Genomic DNA, 16,591 nt, shown 5'->3' with positions numbered 1-16,591 from the left:
CGCACGCAGCCGCACCGCGCCAAGCCCAGCCGCGCCGCGCCGCACGCAGCCCAGCCCAGCCGCACCGCGCCGCACCCAGCCCAACCCCGCCCCGCCGCACCCAGCTCCTCGCCGACCGGGAAGGCCAACGGCATCAGCTACCTGAGGCGGCTGAAGGACTCCACCTTGCGCACGTCGCCGGCGATCAGAATGACGTCGTCGGCCTCCAACGTCGTGTCAAGGGTCGTGTAGCTCCAGCCCTTGCCGGGGCGGTTGAATGCCGTGACGGTGACCCCGTGGATGGTGCGCACGCTCGATTTTCCGAGCGGCACGCCGATGATCTCCTGCGGCGGGTTCGTCTTCACGAGGGCGAAGTTCTCGTCGATCTCGATGTAGTCCTGCATCACCCCGCGCACGAGGTGGGCCACCCTTTTGCCCATGTCCTTCTCGGGGTAGATGACGTGCTTGACGCCGATCTGGCGCAGGATCTCACCGTGTGGGTCGCTGACCGCCTTGGCCCAGATATTCGGGATGCCCAGCTTGAGCAACAGGCTCGCGGTGAGGATGTTCGCCTGGATATCGCCGCCGATCGCGACGACCGCGCTGCTGAAGTCCGGCACCGAGAGTTGGCGGAGCGTCTCCTCTTTGGTCGAGTCGGCGCGCACGACGTGGGTGAGCAGGCCGTTGTGCGCCTGCACGATCTCCTCGTCTCCGTCGATGCCGAGCACCTCGCTGCCGCTGGCCATCAGCTCGAGTGCAAGGGCGCTGCCGAACCGACCCAGGCCGATCACGACGATCGCATCCTCTTCGGCCATACGCGCAGGCTGCTGGTGCCCGAACAGGGAAAATTTAGCCAATGATGGGCCTCTCTTTCGGTAATTCATACCCGGTGGGGCGGTCCCGCAGGGCGAGCGCCGAGGCGAAGGCGATGGGACCCAGACGACCGATGAACATGAGCAGCATCAGGATGATATGACCGGCCGGGGGCAGACCCGCGGTGATCCCGGTGGAGAGCCCCACCGTGCCGAACGCGGAGATCGCTTCGAACAGAAGGGCATCGAGGCCGATATCGGTGATCAGCATCAGGGCGACCGTGGAGACCGTGATCACCGCAACCGCCAAGAGCACGATGGTGATCGCCTGACGGTGCACGGCCCGGGAGAGGCGCTTGCCGAAGACGTTCACGGCCACCTCGCCACGGATTTCGGTCAGCAGGATGAAGAACAGCACAGCGAAGGTGGTGATCTTGATGCCGCCGGCGGTGCCGGCCGGGCCTCCGCCGATCAGCATGAGCACGTCCATGCCGAGCAGGCTCGCGGAATCCATCGCCCCGATGTCGAGGCTGTTGAACCCGGCTGTGCGCGTCTGCACCGATTGGAAGAATCCCACCAGGAGTTTGCTCGGCCAGTCCAGCGGTCCGAGCGTGCCCGGGTTGTTCCACTCCACGCCGGTGATGTAGACAGTGCCCGCGACCAGAAGTGTGATCGTTCCGGCCAGCACGATGCGGGTGTTCATCGACCACTTCAGCGGGTTCCGGAGGTGCTTGCGCAGCTGCATGATCACCGGGAAGCCCAGGCCGCCGAGGATCACGGCGGCGGCGATGGGCAGGCAGATGAACGGGTCCGTCGCATAGGAGATGAGGTTGTCGCTGAACAGGGCGAAGCCCGCGTTGTTGAACGAGGACACGGAGTGGAACACGCCGAGCCAGATGGCCCGGCCCGGCGCTTCGCCGTACCCGATCCAAAACCGCAGGCTCAGCAGCACCGCCACGATGGACTCCACGATCAGGGAGATGCGCACGACGCCGAGAACCAGCCCGCGGACATCCTCGAGCCCGAAGCTCTTGACCTCGGCGGCCGCCGTCATGCGGGACCGAAGGGACATCTTGCGGATCACGGCGAGCCCGATGACCGAGGCGAACGTCATGATCCCGAAGCCGCCGACCTGGATCAGGGCCAGGATGATGATCTGGCCGAACGGCGTCCAGAACGTCGCGGTATCGACGACGGTCAGCCCGGTCACGCAAACGGCCGACGTGGCCGTGAAAGCCGCGATCAGGAGCGGGGTGCCGCCGGGGCCGGGCGTCGCGATCGGGATCATCAGCAGCACCGTGCCGATCAGGATGGCGGCGGCGAATCCGGCGACCACGACTTGCGCCGGATGCAGCCGGGCGCGCGGCACGCGCGGACCGCTTCTTCGGAGAGACAAGGATGGCACCCGCTCACTATACGGTTCACGGGCATCCGTCGTCTGTTCCGGTTTCGACACGGCACCCCCCCTATCGGTGACTGCCGCACTCACGCAAAATCCGAGATAATCTGTGTACACCGGCGAGGGGGAACCAAGGGTGAGATTCAACGGGGGTGTGCGTATGCACACGCACGCATTGCGGCCCCACGGCCGGTTGCTGGTGCAGTCGGGGCTTTCCGTCCTGGCCCTTGTCGCACCAATCTCCGCCGTGCTCTTCTGGCTCAGCATCCCCAACGGCACCTGGCGTCCGGTTGCCATCGCCCAGGTTGTGCTCCTGAGCATCTGCGGCCTTGCCTATCTCGCCTACACTCGCACCATCATCCGTGTCGATGCCGAGGGCATCTCGGAGCGCGGCTTCATGGGCCTGGTCAAGGACTTCTCCTCGGACGAGATCGGCAGCGTCGTGCTGCTCGACCTCTACCGGAGCGGGGCGCTCGACACGCAGCCGCAGCTCTTCGTCACCGGCACCGACGGCCGACTGCTGGTGCGCATGCGCGGGCAGTACTACTCGCGCGGCGCCATGGACACGGTGGTCGATCAGCTCGGCGTACCCATGGTGCGGGTGCCCGAACCGATGACCCTGCAGGACCTGAACCGGGTGCGCCCCGAACTGCTCTACTGGTTCGAGCGACGCTTCACCCGGCGCGGGGAGTAGCGCGGCATCCGTTCTTCGCGCTCTGCGAATCACGGCTCAGCGAGTGCGCCGTTTCCGGGTCGCGCGCACGATTGCGTCAATGGAGTCCAGGGCGGAGAACAGCAGCACGACGACCACCACGATGGCCGTGACGACCCCGACGCCCTGCGGCCAGCCGACGGCATCGAAATAGTCCGGGTTGAGCAGCCGGCCGCTCGCCGTGAGCCAGACCGCTGGAACGACGAAGAGAACGTCCAGCACGATGGTCGCCATCGCATTCGACACCGACCATCCCGTGTAATACGCGAACAGGTGAAAACTGATGCTGACCGCGGCATAGAAAAGCGCGATATAGAACGCCCCGGATGTCCACAATTCCGTCGCAATCGGACCGATGAGTGCGCTGTCCCGCCCCTCGACCGCACCCACCGTCTGCAGCCAGATCAGCACGCTGGCGATGATCACGAGAAAGCTGATTCCGCCGACGAGCTCCGTGAAATAGCCGCGCTTGTCCAGGACCTCGGGCAGGGATGCCGGATCCCAGACCACTGTGCGCCTTGACCGCATCGCCGATGTGCGCTCGATGATCGCGAAGATCACCGTCGTGAAGAACGCGATCGACATGGCCGTCTCGATTGCGCCGGTGACGGCGACGCCCACCGTTTCACCAGCCGACGATCCGGCGACAAAAGTGACGATGCCGCTGAACAGAAACCAGATCGGCACCACGGTCGAGAGCAGCACCGTGAGCACGCGCACGTAGTCGAAGTAGAGATCCGGTCCCACGAGGTAGGTGGGCTTCTCCGAGTACCGGGCGGCCAGCCGGCGCGGTGCGCCCAGCTCGGCGAGCACGGTGTGTTCGGCGGCCACGGCATCCGTTCCCGCCTCCAGGCGATCCTCGATTGCGTCGGCGATCAGGGTGCGCAGTTCGGCTTCAATGTCAGCACGCTGCCGCGCAGGCAGGCCGCGCAGCGCTTCGGTGACGAAGCGGTCGGTGAGGGTGGACGGGGTGAACGGGGTGGTCATGATGTCTCCGTGAGGGATCGGAATGCCATGTTCAATTCGTTCCAGTCGGTGGTGAGGGTGGCGGCGAGACCCACCCCCTCCTCACTCGTGACGTAGAACTTGCGCGGTCGGGACTCGTCGGTGTTCCACTCGCTCGTGAGGAGACCCTGCTTCTCCAGGCGCCGCAGCAGAGGGTACAGGGTGTTGGCATCCACCGCGAACCCCTGGGATTCGAGGGCCGTAAGCAGGGCGTAGCCGTAGTTGGGCTGCATGAGCAGCACCAGGCAGGCGAGCACGATGGTGCCGCGCCGCAACTCCTGCCGGTGGGTGGCGAGTTCTTCTTCGTTGAGCACTTGTACACATTAGTGTGCGTCACACACCCGCAAGGGCCCGGTCGTGCGCCGCCCGCTCCCTGGAGCGGGTCCAGGATGCCGCGAGGACGACAATGGCCAGCAGCAGCGTGATCTCGATCGCGGAGAAGAACAGGTAGACCGGCGTGGGCGGTGTGCCGAGGAACAGCGTGGAGACCTGAACCGCGGCCATAACAGATGCGGCGCCCACATTGATCCAGCGGTTCAGTCCGTGCCGCACCACGCGAGCGAGAAGAACCATCGCGATGGGGATCTGCATCAGCACCCCGGCCGCGACCAGCTTGCCGGGTGTGAAGGGCCCGCCGCCGAGGGTGCCGGTCTCGAGGTCGACGAGGTGTGCCGGGTCGTAGAGCCCGAGCACGTCGCAGTAGAGGTAGTTGAACAGCAGAACGATCCAGAGCGTGGAGAGCAGCACGGGCCGCGGGAGTGGAGTGAGCAGCATCATGGGATCGGATCCTTTCCGAGGGTTGGTGTGTGGGGATTTGGTGTTGTCGGGTTTCGGTTTTGTAAGTCGCACTGTACTGTGTATCACACACTATAGTGTTACACCAGAAAGGGTGCCATGAAAGCGATCATCCAGCGGGCCTACGGCGGGCCCGAGACCCTCGAGTACACCGATGTCCCCATGCCGGTGCCCCGTGCCGACGAAGTGCTGATCCACGTCCACGCGGCATCCGTGAATGCGGCCGACTGGCTGCTGATGCACGGCGAGCCCTATCTCGTGCGGCTCGCGTTCGGTTTGCGGGCACCCCGCATCGCGGTCCGGGGACGAGATGCCGCGGGAGTGGTCGTGGCCGTCGGCAGCGCCGTGCGACGCGTCGCCGTGAATGATGAGGTCTACGCGGAGGTCAATGCGGGCAGCTTCGCGGAATTCACGGTGGCGACCGAGAAGGTGGTTGCCCACAAGCCTGCCACGCTCACCTTCGAGCAGGCGGCGACGGTGCCAATCGCCGCGACGACGGCGCTGCAGGGACTCCGGGATGCCGCGAACCTGCAGCCGCGCGATCGGATTCTGGTCAACGGCGCATCCGGCGGGGTCGGATCGTTCGCCGTGCAGCTTGCGAAAGCCTTCGGGGCTGAGGTGACGGCCGTCTGCAGCACTCGGAACGCCGAGCTGGCCCGCGGCCTGGGCGCCGACCACGTGATCGACTACACCTCCGAGGATTTCACGGCCAAGGGTCGGCAGTACGAGGTGATTTTCGATCTCATCGGCAATCGCTCCCTGTCCGACTGCCGCCGCGCGCTCACCCCACGCGGAACGCTGGTGCTGTCCTCCGCTGCAGGCGGTCGTCTGCTCGGCCCGATCGGGCGCATCCTCGCCGCATCGGCCCTGGGAGTCTTTTCGCGCCAGAGCCTCCGCCCGCTCGTGGCGTCGGCCAGCGCCACCGATCTCGATGTGATTCGCGAGCTGATCGACTCGGACAAGGTCGCTCCCCAGATCGAGACGACCTACCCACTGAGCCGGACCGCCGACGCCCTGCACCACTTCGGCGAGGAACACACCCGAGGCAAGATCGCCATCTCGATCTGGGACGGAGTGACGGCTGGCCCGGGGTGACGGCTGGCGCGGAGTGCGCCGCCTCGTCTGGCCCGGAGTGACGGCTGGCGCGGAGTGCGCCGCCTTGTCTGGCGCAGGGGCTGCGCTCCCGAACCAATTCGACGGAGATTTTGGCCGAAACGGATGTTTTGGGTCGGAAAACCGGGTTTACGGGCAAAATCTCCGTCGAATTCGCACGGCGCGCAGGGCGGGCGGGGCGGGCCGACGGGGCGGGCGAGGCTCAGTCGGGGGCCGGCCGGCGATCGGGGACATCCGGTGTGAAGATGTAATCGTTGTCCTCAGTGAGCTCGGGGCGCATCCCGCGAGACAGGTTGTTCTGGAACAGTGTCCGGGACTCGTCCCGGCGCCGGACGGCCTCGGCCGGGTCGTCGGCGCGCAGCCGCTCGAAGTCCACGTCAAGAGACAGCGAGTCGCTGCCCGACCAGACTGGGGGGAGTTCGCCGGCCAGTGCCCGGAGGGTGCGCGGAGAATCGAGTCGCCAGCGCACCTCGAACCGGTCACTCCGGTCGCTGCCGGTGATGACGTCGTCGAGCCGGCCGTAGAAATCCGGCAGGAAGCGCACCACTTCGGCGCCCAGCTTGACCAGGTTGAAGTGCGCGTTGCGGCGGATCAGCGGGTCGAAAGTCCAGCGCATATCTGCGACGCCGTGCTGCAGACAGAGTGCCCGCTGGAACAGTTTGAGCGCGTAGCCGACCCCACTGCCGCGCTGCCACGGCACGACCGCTGCCATGTGCGAGTGCAGGTGGATGCCGTCGGTCCAGCCGAGGAAGCCGAGCGTCGCGCCGACCGGTTTGCCGGCCTTGGCCGCCACCATCACGGTGTTGCCGGCGAAGTCGAGCGCCAGGAGCATCGACCTGTCGGGGCTGTGGCCCACGCCCCAGGTGCGCTCGAACAGGCCGATCACCGCGGCCAGGTCGCGGGGTTCAGCCTGCCGCACGGTCACCCCGGCAGCCTCGGCGGCTGCATCCGCGGCGGCCTCCGCCTGCCGCACGGCTTGCTGCGAAACCCCCGGCTCAACGCTCATGCGTCGAGTAGACCACACCAGGCCCGGTCCCCGGCAGCCGGCCACCGTGCTAATTCGACGGAGATTTTGCCCGGAAGACAGGTTTTCGGCCCCAAACCAGCTGTTATCGGCAAAATCTCCGTCGAATCGGTTCACGCACCGGGCACGCACCGGGCACGCACCGGGCCGCGCCGGGACAGCCGCGCGGCACGAGCGCCCGCGCTAGTGTCCTCGACCCGAGACCACGTCCGCGACCGACGCGATCGGCGATGTCGTCCGCCGCCGGGTCAGCTCGGCATGGTCGGCCAGCGAGTAGGCGCGGTAGAGCGCGTGCACGGCGAGCCAGCGCAGCGGCTCCGGCTCCCAGTTACGCACCCGGTGGTTCACCCACGGCAGCCGGGTGCGGCCTGTGTCGTTGCCGAGGATCAGGTCGGTCAGCGTGCGCCCGGCGAGGTTCGTCGTCGCCACCCCGGTGCCCACATAGCCACCGGCCCAGGCCAGCCCGGTCGCCGGGTCCAGCCCCACGGTCGCCGCCCAGTCGCGCGGCACGCCGAGCACCCCCGACCAGGCGTGGTCGATCTGCGCGCCAGCCGTCACTGGGAAGAACCGGGTCAGGATGCCTCGCAGCGCCTCCACCGTGCTCGCCGGAGTCCGCCCGTCGGAATCCGTCTGCGACCCGAACCGGTACGGCACGCCCCTACCGCCGATCGCGATGCGGTCGTCAATGGTGCGCTGCGCGTACATATAGGCGTGCGCCATGTCACCGAGGGTCTCCCGGCCCGCCCAGCCGATGCTCTGCCAGACGTCCGAGCTGAGCGGCGCGGTCGCGATCAGCGACGAGTTCATCGGCAGCCACGCCCGGTGCAGTCCCTTCAGGCCCGCCGTGAACCCCTCCGTCGCGCGCACCACGAACTCCGCCTCCACGGCGCCGCGGTCGGTGATCGCCCGGTGCGGCGTGATCTCGCTGACCCGGGTATTCTCGAAGATCTCCACGCCGAGGCCCTCCACCACCCGGGCAAGCCCGGCCGCGAGTTTGGCGGGGTTGATGCGCGCGCAGTGCGGGTGCCACATCGCCCCGGTGGCACCGGCCACGTCGATACGGGCGCGCGCAGCCGCCGGGGAGAGGAGTTCGACATCCGTCATGTCCCAGGCCTGCTCCGACCGAGCGGATGCCTCCAGCCTTCGTTGCTGCGGCTGGTCGTAGGCCACGGTGAACTCGCCGCCCTTGACGATGTCGGCGTCGACGCCCTCGGCCTTGGCGACCCGAATCACCTCGTCCACGGTCTCGTTCATGCCGGTCTGGAACCGGGCCGCCGCGTCCCGGCCGTGCGACTTCACGTACTGCTCGAGGCCGCCGGTGACCGAGTTGGTCAGCCAGCCGCCGTTCCGCCCTGACGCTCCGTAGCCGGCGAAGCGCTGCTCCACAATCACGATCCGAAGCGCCGGGGCCGCCTTCTTCAGGTAATAGGCCGTCCACAGCCCGGTATAGCCGGCACCCACGATGCACACATCGGCCGTCGTCGGCCCGGGCAGCGGGTCGCGGTTGGCCGGCCGGCCGAGCTGGTTCCACCAGAAGGAGACATCACCATTGATCATTCCCGCACCGCTTTCGTTCCGACGGATGTTTCGCGCTCAGTCACAGCATCATCTCGCATCCGGCTCGATCGGGCGGCAATCCCGATCCCCCCTGCCGGGATTCGCGTCGCGAGGATGGTACGCCGTTGCGCGGATGGCACGCCACGCGCGTAGCGGCGCACCACCCGCGCCGCGGCCGCAGCTATGCGCTCGGGCATCCGCCTGGCACGTCGGAAGGTCGAGTGCGTCTCAGGACGCCAGCCGGTCCTCCATCCCCCAGGGCTGGCCGTAGCCGCCCTCGGTCTCGGGCGCGCTCATCAGGTCGAGGAACACCTTCGCATCGAAGGCCTCCGGGCCGAGCACGCCGATGCCGGTCCAGGTGCCAGCGGCCAGCAGTTCCAGGGCGATCACCGGGTTCAGGGCGGTCTGCCAAACCACGCACTGGGTGTCGTATTCGCGCATCGTCCACTCGTTTTCGGCGACGTGGTAGAGGTAGACCTCGCGCGGCAGGCCGCCCGGACCCGTGCCGGTGACCCACACTCCCGCGCAGGTTTTGCCGGTCATCCGCGGGCCGATCGTGGCCGGGTCAGGCAGGCAGGCGGCCACCACATCGCGTGGGGCGACCAGCGCCGGGCCGGACGCGCTGCGCACCCGCACCGGGTCGACCCGGTCGAGGCCGAGCAGGTGCAGGGTCTTCAACACGCCGATGAATTCCTCACCGAGGCCGTACTTGAAGGTGACCCGATTCGCGTCGAGCCACCGCGGCATCAGCACCACCTCCTCGTGCTCCACGTTCACGCATTCGACCCGGCCGATGCCCTCCGGAAAGTCGAACATCTCCGGTTCACTGAACGGCTCGGTGGTGAACCAGCCGCGGTCCTTCTCGAAGATCAACGGCGGGTTCAGGCACTCCTCGATCGTGGTCCAGATGCTGAATGATGGCGCGAAGATCTCGTTACCGGCGTCGTCGTGCACGACCAGGTTGGCACCGTCGCGCGTGCCGAGCTCCTCGATCTGCCGAAACAGGTGGTCCGAGGCGTAGCGGGCGAAGACATCCGAGAGCCCCGGCTCGACGCCCATGCCCACCAGGGCAAGGCGGCCGGCGGTCTCCCAGTCGGCGGCCTGCGCGAACTGGTCGTCGCCGAGCATGACCCCGGTCTGGAGGTAGGGGTCCGTGGGGTGCGGTTCGGACAGGCTCACGGCCATGTCGAGGTAGTCACAGCCGGCAGCGAGCGCCCCGGCGAACACCGTGGGCACGAACTTCGGCTCGACCGCGTTCATCACGTGGGTGGCGCCGTGCCTGAGCGCAACGGCGGCGACCATGTCCGGGTCGCCGGCGTCGATCTGCTCGGCGGAGAACCGGGCTGCCGCCGCGTGCCCGTGCTTCAGGCCGATTGCGACGATGGTGCGTTCCGCCCGGGCCAGGTCGTAGTCGCACACGATGACGTGCTCGAAGAACGTGCGCCTGGCGATGATCTTCGCGAACGCGTCTCCTACGCCGCCCGCCCCGACAAGGAGGATTCTCATGCGTCGACGCTACCCCGGGGCATCCGTTACCGATGCGGCTGCCGATGCGGCTGCCGACGCGCCCATGCGCACGCGCGTCCGTGCGCCCGTGCGCTCCGCCCGAACCAATTCGACGGAGATTTTGCCGAAAACGCGCGATTTTGCCCCGATTAAGGGCTCTACGCGGAATTTCTCCGTCGAATTCGCAAGGGCGACGGATGCTGCGCCGCCAACTCGCGCTCTCCCTGGAGCTTCGCGGCGACCGGGGCCCAGAGCAGCACGGCGACGGACGCACCGAGCAGCAGCCCGCCGATCGTATCCGTGAGCCAGTGTGCGCCCAGATAGGTGCGGCTGACCATCATCAGAACCGTGTAGAGGGTGCCGGCCAGCCAAACCCAGACGCGCGGGAAGAGGATGCCGAGACAAACCGCCATGGTCGCCGCATTGGCGACATGGCCGGACGGAAAGGATCCGAAATCTGACATGACCAGCATGTCTTCCGGCCTATCCCGACCGAACAGTGATTTGAGTACCTGCACCAGTCCCGAGCTCACGATCGTGGCAACCACGAAGTAGCCGGCCGCCCACGGCCGTTTTAGCAGCAGCAGCGCCACCAGAATCAGCACCGGGATCACGATCACGCCGGCGATTCCGGCACCGAGGTAGTTCATCGTGAGCGAGAGATACTCCCAGACGGGCGCCCGGTGCTCGAGGATCTCATCCATCCACTCGGCGTCGATCTCCAGCGGGCGGCCGTTGCCGCGCAGCACGATCAGGGCGCCGAGCCCCACGGCCAGCAACAGCGCTGCGGACCCGCTGACCAGAGGCCACCGGCGGGCGATGCGTCGGGTGGCGGAGGTGGCTGCGGTCTCGGGGGCGCGCTCGCTCATCATCTGTCCATGCTAGATCGGTGCGGGCGTGCGGCTTCCCGCCCTGGCCATTTGCCGCGCATCTCCGGGGGCTTACTCAGGAGATCTGCGAAGCCGGTGGCGACGGATGCCGGAATCACGGGGCATCCGTCGTCACCTCGGCCACACCATCGGAAATCTCCTGAGTTAGCCACCGGCGGCAACTGACGCCTAAGGACTGACGACTGACGACTGACCACTAACCACTGACCGGAGGCTGACGGATGCCGTTACCCGGCGCCCATCTGGCCTCAGTGCTCCAGCGCGGGCACCGACCGGGGGCGCACGATGAGCCACAGGGCGAAGATCGACACGATTGCGGTGACGCCCATCACGGCGCCCATCGGAACCGCTGTCCCGACGCCGAGCACGCCGACGATCGGGGAGATCAGTCCGGCGACGCCGAAGTTCGCGGCGCCGAGCAGCGACGCGGCGGTTCCGGCCTCATGCGCGTGCGCGTTCAGGGCGATGACCTGCACGCTGGGGAGGGTGAAACCGCAAGCCGCGATGAAGAACCACAGCGGCACCAGGGTGCCCCAGAGTCCCGCGCCGGCGAGGTCGAGCAGCACGATGGCCGCGGCCGTGATCAGGAGCACCACGGTGGACACCGAGATGATCCACTGCGGGCCGATGTTGAAGCGGTGCATGAGTCGGGAGCTGAGCTGCACACCCATCACGATGCCGAGCGAGTTGACGGCGAAGAGCACGCCGTACTGCTGCGGGCTGAAATCGTAGACCTGCTGGAACAGGAACGACGACGCCGAGAGGTAGGAGAAAAGACCCGTAAAGGTCATCGCCCCGATGATCGCGACGCCGACGAAGATCCGGTCACTGAGCACCGCACGGTAGCGCTGACCGAGGGAACTGTGCCCCTTGGTGTGGCGCTCAGCATCCGGCAGAGTCTCGACGATCCAGAACGCGACGGCCAGGATCACGACCGCACCGTAGGCGGCGAGCACCCAGAAGATGCCGCGCCAGCTCATCACCAGCAGCAGCTGCGAGCCGATGACCGGGGCCAGCACGGGGGCCAGGCCGCTGATCAGCGCGAGGCGGGAAAGCATCTTCACGAGCGGCTTGCCGCCGAACAGGTCGCGCACCATCGCCAGGGCGACGACCGCGCCGGCCGCGGCGCCGAAGCCCTGCAGCAGACGGAAGACCCCGAGCCAGACGATGTCCTGGGAGAGGGCGGCGCCGACACTCGCCAGAATGTGGAAGCCGGTCGCGAGCATCAGCGGCAGTCGGCGCCCGACCTTGTCACTCCACGGGCCGACCACAAGCTGGCCGAACCCGAACCCGATCATGGTGCCGGTGAGGGTCAGCTGGATGGCGGCCGCCGATACGCCGAACTCACGCTCCAGGGTCGGGAAGGCCGGCAGGTACAGGTCGATCGTGAACGGGCCGAGCGCCGTGAGGGCGCCGAGCACGATGATGTAGACGAGGCGCTGGCCGCGGGAGAGGGCGTCCCCGGGATGCTTCGCGGCCGACCTCAGGTCGGCAGCGGTAATGACGGTGATGGCGGCGGTGCTCACGAAAGTTTTGATCCTCGGTATCGATGGGGCTCTGCGTGCTGGTCTGATTTCGTTAGCGGCACCGCATCACGGGCGTCAGCACCAGCAGCGGAACACGGACCGCCCTCACTGACAAGGCAACCACACCGGCACCTATTCCCCCATTCACAGAACGCCGCGGAAGTTGCAGGAATCCGCCCGATCGTGCACCGGTCCACTGCCGGAAGCTGGGACCTACTCCGGGCCCTCGTCTTTGAGCGCCTGCGGCAGGTCCCGGTGGTACAGAGTCGCGATCGGGCGGATGCCCCGGGCCAGCAGCCCGTCGACGAGACGCCCAGAGAACGCCAGCCCCTTCTCGTTCGCCGGACCGCGGCCGGTCGGCTGGATGCGGGACCACGCAATCGAGAACCGGTAGGCGTGCAGACCGAGCGACACCATCAGATCGAGGTCTTCGTCGAGGCAGAGGCGGTGGCAGTGGCAGTGACGGTGGCAGTGGCAGTGGCAGTGGCAGTGGCAGTGGCAGTGGCAGTGGCAGTGGCAGTGGTCGGAGGCTACGTCGCCGGTGTCGCCGTTCAGATCCTTGCCGGGGGTGCGGCTGAGGGTGTCCCAGATCGACGGGCCGCGGCCGTCCTCGTTGAAGGCACCCTCGATCTGGCTGCTCGCGGTGGCAAACCGAAAAGGAACCCCTCGGGGAAAACGAGTCCGGGGTCGCGGTAGTCAGCATTTCCACTGGTCATCAGGGTGAGTGTCGCCGTTCCGAAAACGGATGCCGCGGTGCCGGCGCCCGGCCGCCGAGCTCGGAACGGTGTCGGCGAACCGTTGTGCACCGTGAGGGGCTCCGCCCGGCCGCCGGACTCGACCGGTCGGGGACCGTGACGGTCTCGGCCGGACCGTCCAGCGGGTTCGCGACCTCGATCGTACGCACAGCCGGGCCGCCCAGGAAAACGGGGATCGGCGTGTCAGCCAGGTCACCCGCGTACTCGGGGTGGCCGGCCACGGGAACCGGGCGCAGCGGTGTGGCTAACTCAGGAGAATCGACGGATGCCGCGATCCGGGCCCCCGATTCCCGCGGCGCCCAGCCGCCGGCATCCGTTTTCTTCTGAATTAGCCCCAACCACCGCGGATCGACCGCGCGGGCGACGACTCGGTTCTCCGCAGGGCGCTCACAGCCCCCTCACAGCCCCGCTGCACCTCCCCCGGAGACGGACCCTCTAACCTTGGAGCTACCTGCCAGTCGCAACGAAACGGTGCATTAGTTCATGAGCAATGTCTACGGCAAACCTGTCCCCCCCAAGAAGGATCGCCGCGAGATGGCGCGTGAAAGCGCCCGCCAGCTCCGCGAGGAGCAGCAGAAAAAGGAGAAGCGCAACCGCTGGCTTCTGCGCGGCGGCATCAGCGCCGGCCTGATTGCGGCTGCCGTGGTCGTGGCCCTCGTCGTGGTCGGCAGCCAGGGACCTGCGGCGCCGGGCCCGCTCAACATGGCCAGCGACGGCGTGCTGCTCGGCGGCGACGGCACCAACATCGTCCCGGTCGAGACCGTCTCCGTGGCCGCCGACGAGGACCCCATCGCAACCGACCCGACAACCCTCGGCGACACCGCCAACATCGTGGTCTACGCGGACTATCTCTGCCCCTTCTGCGGCCAGTTCGAAACCACGAACGGCGAGCAGATCGCCGGCTGGGTCGCCGCGGGCACCGCCACCCTCGAGCTGCACCCGATCTCGATCCTCGATCCGGTTTCGGCCGGTAGCAAGTACCCGACCCGGGCCGCGGCCGCCGTCGCGTGCGTCGCCAACCATGAGCCCGAGAACGTGCTCGCCCTGAACGCGGCCCTGTTCGCGAACCAGCCGGCGGAGAACACCGAGGGCCTGACCGACGAAGACCTGGTCAGCCTGGCCACGAGTGCGGGCGTCACCGACGAGAAGGTCGCCACCTGCATCACGGAGAACACCTTCGCCGCCTGGGTCGGCACCGCCACTAAACGCGCCCTCGACGGCCCTCTTCCCAACGCCGACATCGAGCAGGTCAAGGGCACGCCCACCGTGCTCGTCAACGGCGTCTCCTACCCCGGCGCCCTCGACGACCCGGCCGCCTTCGAGGCCTTCGTCACAGCGCAGGCCACCGCCGAGTAGCGCCTGGGGTTCGGGGCACCGCGAGGCGCCCCGGTTTCACCCCCGGCGCCGCGGCCTCACCCCCCGGCGCCGCCCCACCCCCACGTGCAGTCGCGATCGTCTCTCGCACGAAGGACCACCATGCAGATCCACGGACAGACCGTCGACGCCCAGACCCGCTGCGTGCACTACCGTTCCGCGCTCGACGTCGTGGCGATCAGATTCTTCTGCTGCGGGCGCTTCTACCCGTGCTACCAGTGCCACTCCGCCGGTGAGACCCATGCCGCCCGGCTCTGGCCGGCCGACCTCTGGGCCGAGCACGCCATCCTCTGCGGAGTCTGCCGCGGCACGCTCTCGATCGCCGACTACCGGGCAACCACCGCGTGCCCTGCGTGCGGCGCCACCTTCAACGACGGATGCCGCGCTCACGCCCATCTCTACTTCGACCTCCCGGCAACGCCGGCCTGAGTCGCTGCCGCACGGGCCCACAACCCACGGCAACCCCCACCATCGCAACCGCCACCGCCACCGCTACCGCCACCCACTTCGGCACCCAGGATCCCGGGTGGGAACCAATTCGACGGAGATTTTGCTGCCCGTAGGCCGGTTTCGACGATTTCGGGGGTGAATCGGCAAAATCTCCGTCGAATTCGTTCGGGGCAAATGCTGCGGGCCAAGCAGGACAATGCCGCAGAACTGAACCGGCGAGGCGGCCTGAGCCGGGCACTGGCCGGCCTGAGCCGGGCACTTGCCGGCTTGAGCCGGGCACTGGCCGGCCTGAGCCAGGCCTTCCACCCCCGCACGGGCTCCAGCCGGCACGCAGCGACCCCCGCGCAGACCGCGCGAACCGCGCAACCGGCGCACCCCGAGCACCCCGAGGAACTTGCGCGCCCCTCGCGACTACATCGGGCCGGCGCGCTCCGACAGCCAGGCGTACGGATCCGTCGGGGTGATCCCGTCGATCAGGATCTCGAAATGCAGGTGCGGGCCGGTGCTCTCGCCGGTGCTGCCCACGTTGCCCAGGTGCGTGCCCACGCCCACGGACTGTCCCGCGGAGACCTGCAGCGAGCCGGCCTGGAAGTGCGCATAGACGCTGCTGACGAGCTGTCCATCGACGGTGTGGTCGACGATCGCGTAGACGCCGAAGCCGCCGTTGTCCGTGGCGGAGACTTCACGCACGACGCCGTCCGCAACCACCTGGGCAGGTGCACCCTCGCCGGGAAGCATATCGAGCCCCTTATGGAACGTCGAGCAGCCCCCGCAGGGTGCATCGCGCGCACCATAGGGATCGGAGAGGCGAACCGAGCCCGGGAAGGGCCACTGCACGGCTGCACCAGCGGCGGCCGGAGCAGCCGCATCGTCGGCACTCGGAACCGCAGCAGGGGCGGCAGGCATGGGTTCGGGCTTCGGCGCATCAGTGACCGTAAAACCGTCGCGCTGCACGGTGGCGGTGGCCGCCGCACTCGGCATCAGGCTCTGTAGCGACGCTTCGGCGGCGGAGGCATCAGGGGCGGCGGCACGCGCGGCGGGATCGGACTCGGCGGCATGCGCTGAGCCATCCGCGAAGGCCCGCACCGAATCTTCCACGGCGGCCGGCGGCAGCCAGCCGTAGACATCGAGTTCCGAGGCCTGTGCGGGAATGCCGAGGACCACCGTGAGCAGTCCGGCAAAAAGCATCGCGAATCCGCCGGCGGCGGCCTGACGCGGGATCAGGGTGAATCTGGTGAGCCTGGGCAACCTGTTGAGCCTAGGCGTCTGCATAGGCACCTTCCGCCGAAACGCGGCGGGCAGGGAACAGGAGAAAAATGGGCATGGTGAGAGCTCTCGTCGGCGCGGTTACGCGGTTCGGGTGAGGGGGGCCGGAACCTCACTCAGACGGAGAATGCGCTCACAGCGCAGAGCAATCCCACGGGGAACGACGCTCCCTCAGAGGAAGTGTCCAAGTGCGCCGCACGACGTGGGGCTTCGCGCACAAGTGTTGAGGATATCTCGGTATCCTGATAAAGCAATGGGCTTGCGCAGTTCGGTCACGGATGTTCCGGCCGGCGGCCCAGGATCGACGCCACGCGCGATCGCCCGAAAGCTCAACATTTCAGCCTAGCCCGCACGCGCAGCACCGCAAACTCAGCACAGCAACCTCGGAGCCGCAAACTCTGCTCCGCAACCGCAGAGCAGCACCCGCA

16 protein-coding genes and 1 pseudogene are annotated in these 16,591 nt (G+C 67.7%); 4 read left to right on the top strand and 13 right to left on the bottom strand.

Annotated features, from left to right (window positions below; translation table 11 throughout):
* Nucleotides 1-137: 137 nt before the first annotated feature.
* The gene (locus E3N94_RS04300) at nt 138-794 is read right to left on the bottom strand and encodes a TrkA family potassium uptake protein (RefSeq protein ID WP_134342282.1); all 657 of its coding nucleotides are present in this window, start codon (nt 792-794) and stop codon (nt 138-140) included.
* 34 nt (nt 795-828) lie between these two features.
* Nucleotides 829-2,196: a potassium transporter TrkG gene (locus E3N94_RS04295; RefSeq protein ID WP_241973123.1), complete on the bottom strand. Its 1,368-nt coding sequence runs from the start codon at nt 2,194-2,196 to the stop codon at nt 829-831.
* Nucleotides 2,197-2,350: 154 nt separating this feature from the next.
* Here E3N94_RS04295 and E3N94_RS04290 point away from each other — a divergent pair, with 154 nt between their 5' ends.
* Nucleotides 2,351-2,884 carry a hypothetical protein gene (locus E3N94_RS04290; protein WP_134401156.1) on the top strand — a complete coding sequence of 178 codons (534 nt, stop codon included), beginning with the start codon at nt 2,351-2,353 and terminating at the stop codon, nt 2,882-2,884.
* 36 nt (nt 2,885-2,920) lie between these two features.
* Here E3N94_RS04290 and E3N94_RS04285 read toward each other — a convergent pair whose 3' ends face one another.
* From E3N94_RS04285 to E3N94_RS04275, 3 genes are read right to left on the bottom strand one after another with little or no spacing between them, the layout of a single operon-like run.
* A complete protein-coding gene (locus E3N94_RS04285) occupies nt 2,921-3,889 on the bottom strand; it encodes a permease prefix domain 1-containing protein (RefSeq protein ID WP_134342281.1) in 969 nt (322 codons plus the stop codon).
* Nucleotides 3,886-4,221: a PadR family transcriptional regulator gene (locus E3N94_RS04280; RefSeq protein WP_104099223.1), complete on the bottom strand. Its 336-nt coding sequence runs from the start codon at nt 4,219-4,221 to the stop codon at nt 3,886-3,888. Before E3N94_RS04280 ends, E3N94_RS04285 begins: the two co-directional genes overlap by 4 nt.
* 19 nt (nt 4,222-4,240) lie before the next feature.
* The gene (locus E3N94_RS04275) at nt 4,241-4,684 is read right to left on the bottom strand and encodes a DUF6326 family protein (RefSeq protein WP_174721905.1); all 444 of its coding nucleotides are present in this window, start codon (nt 4,682-4,684) and stop codon (nt 4,241-4,243) included.
* Nucleotides 4,685-4,801: 117 nt separating this feature from the next.
* On the opposite strand from E3N94_RS04275, the gene E3N94_RS04270 reads away from it, so the two are divergent.
* Nucleotides 4,802-5,797 carry an NAD(P)-dependent alcohol dehydrogenase gene (locus tag E3N94_RS04270; protein WP_134569873.1) on the top strand — a complete coding sequence of 332 codons (996 nt, stop codon included), beginning with the start codon at nt 4,802-4,804 and terminating at the stop codon, nt 5,795-5,797.
* A 220-nt stretch (nt 5,798-6,017) separates the two neighbouring features.
* On the opposite strand, the gene E3N94_RS04265 is transcribed toward E3N94_RS04270, so the two are convergent.
* From E3N94_RS04265 to E3N94_RS04235, 7 genes and pseudogenes are all read right to left on the bottom strand, one after another.
* Nucleotides 6,018-6,821: a GNAT family N-acetyltransferase gene (locus tag E3N94_RS04265; protein ID WP_134569872.1), complete on the bottom strand. Its 804-nt coding sequence runs from the start codon at nt 6,819-6,821 to the stop codon at nt 6,018-6,020.
* 201 nt (nt 6,822-7,022) lie between these two features.
* Nucleotides 7,023-8,396: an FAD-binding oxidoreductase gene (locus E3N94_RS04260; RefSeq protein ID WP_134569871.1), complete on the bottom strand. Its 1,374-nt coding sequence runs from the start codon at nt 8,394-8,396 to the stop codon at nt 7,023-7,025.
* A 228-nt stretch (nt 8,397-8,624) separates the two neighbouring features.
* Complete coding sequence (locus E3N94_RS04255; RefSeq protein ID WP_134373961.1) at nt 8,625-9,902, bottom strand: saccharopine dehydrogenase C-terminal domain-containing protein; 1,278 nt, start codon at nt 9,900-9,902, stop codon at nt 8,625-8,627.
* Between the two features lie 158 nt (nt 9,903-10,060).
* A complete protein-coding gene (locus tag E3N94_RS04250; RefSeq protein ID WP_233191097.1) occupies nt 10,061-10,774 on the bottom strand; it encodes a phosphatase PAP2 family protein in 714 nt (237 codons plus the stop codon).
* 266 nt (nt 10,775-11,040) lie between these two features.
* Nucleotides 11,041-12,318: a multidrug effflux MFS transporter gene (locus E3N94_RS04245; protein ID WP_241976767.1), complete on the bottom strand. Its 1,278-nt coding sequence runs from the start codon at nt 12,316-12,318 to the stop codon at nt 11,041-11,043.
* 222 nt (nt 12,319-12,540) lie between these two features.
* Nucleotides 12,541-13,034 (bottom strand): annotated as a pseudogene (locus E3N94_RS04240) (family 1 glycosylhydrolase); the annotation flags it as partial.
* A complete protein-coding gene (locus E3N94_RS04235) occupies nt 13,034-13,411 on the bottom strand; it encodes a hypothetical protein (protein WP_134569870.1) in 378 nt (125 codons plus the stop codon). The pseudogene E3N94_RS04240 and the gene E3N94_RS04235, both read right to left, overlap by 1 nt.
* A gap of 196 nt (nt 13,412-13,607) precedes the next feature.
* Between E3N94_RS04235 and E3N94_RS04230 the strand changes: the two genes are divergently transcribed.
* Together E3N94_RS04230 and E3N94_RS04225 are read left to right on the top strand one after the other, a co-directional pair.
* Nucleotides 13,608-14,429 (top strand): thioredoxin domain-containing protein, encoded by an 822-nt coding sequence (locus E3N94_RS04230; RefSeq protein WP_134569869.1) that lies wholly within the window; start codon nt 13,608-13,610, stop codon nt 14,427-14,429.
* A 120-nt stretch (nt 14,430-14,549) separates the two neighbouring features.
* Nucleotides 14,550-14,876: a CHY zinc finger protein gene (locus tag E3N94_RS04225; protein WP_134569868.1), complete on the top strand. Its 327-nt coding sequence runs from the start codon at nt 14,550-14,552 to the stop codon at nt 14,874-14,876.
* A 432-nt stretch (nt 14,877-15,308) separates the two neighbouring features.
* Here the strand turns inward: E3N94_RS04225 and E3N94_RS04220 are convergent, their stop codons facing one another.
* Complete coding sequence (locus tag E3N94_RS04220; RefSeq protein ID WP_166790059.1) at nt 15,309-16,145, bottom strand: M23 family metallopeptidase; 837 nt, start codon at nt 16,143-16,145, stop codon at nt 15,309-15,311.
* Nucleotides 16,146-16,591 lie beyond the last annotated feature (446 nt).

Source organism: Cryobacterium sp. Sr3, assembly GCF_004402835.1.
In the GTDB taxonomy this organism is placed as follows: Bacteria; Actinomycetota; Actinomycetes; order Actinomycetales; family Microbacteriaceae; genus Cryobacterium; species Cryobacterium sandaracinum.
Note: the sequence above shows the minus strand (reverse complement) of the source record. Positions and strands in the feature narration are given on the sequence as shown.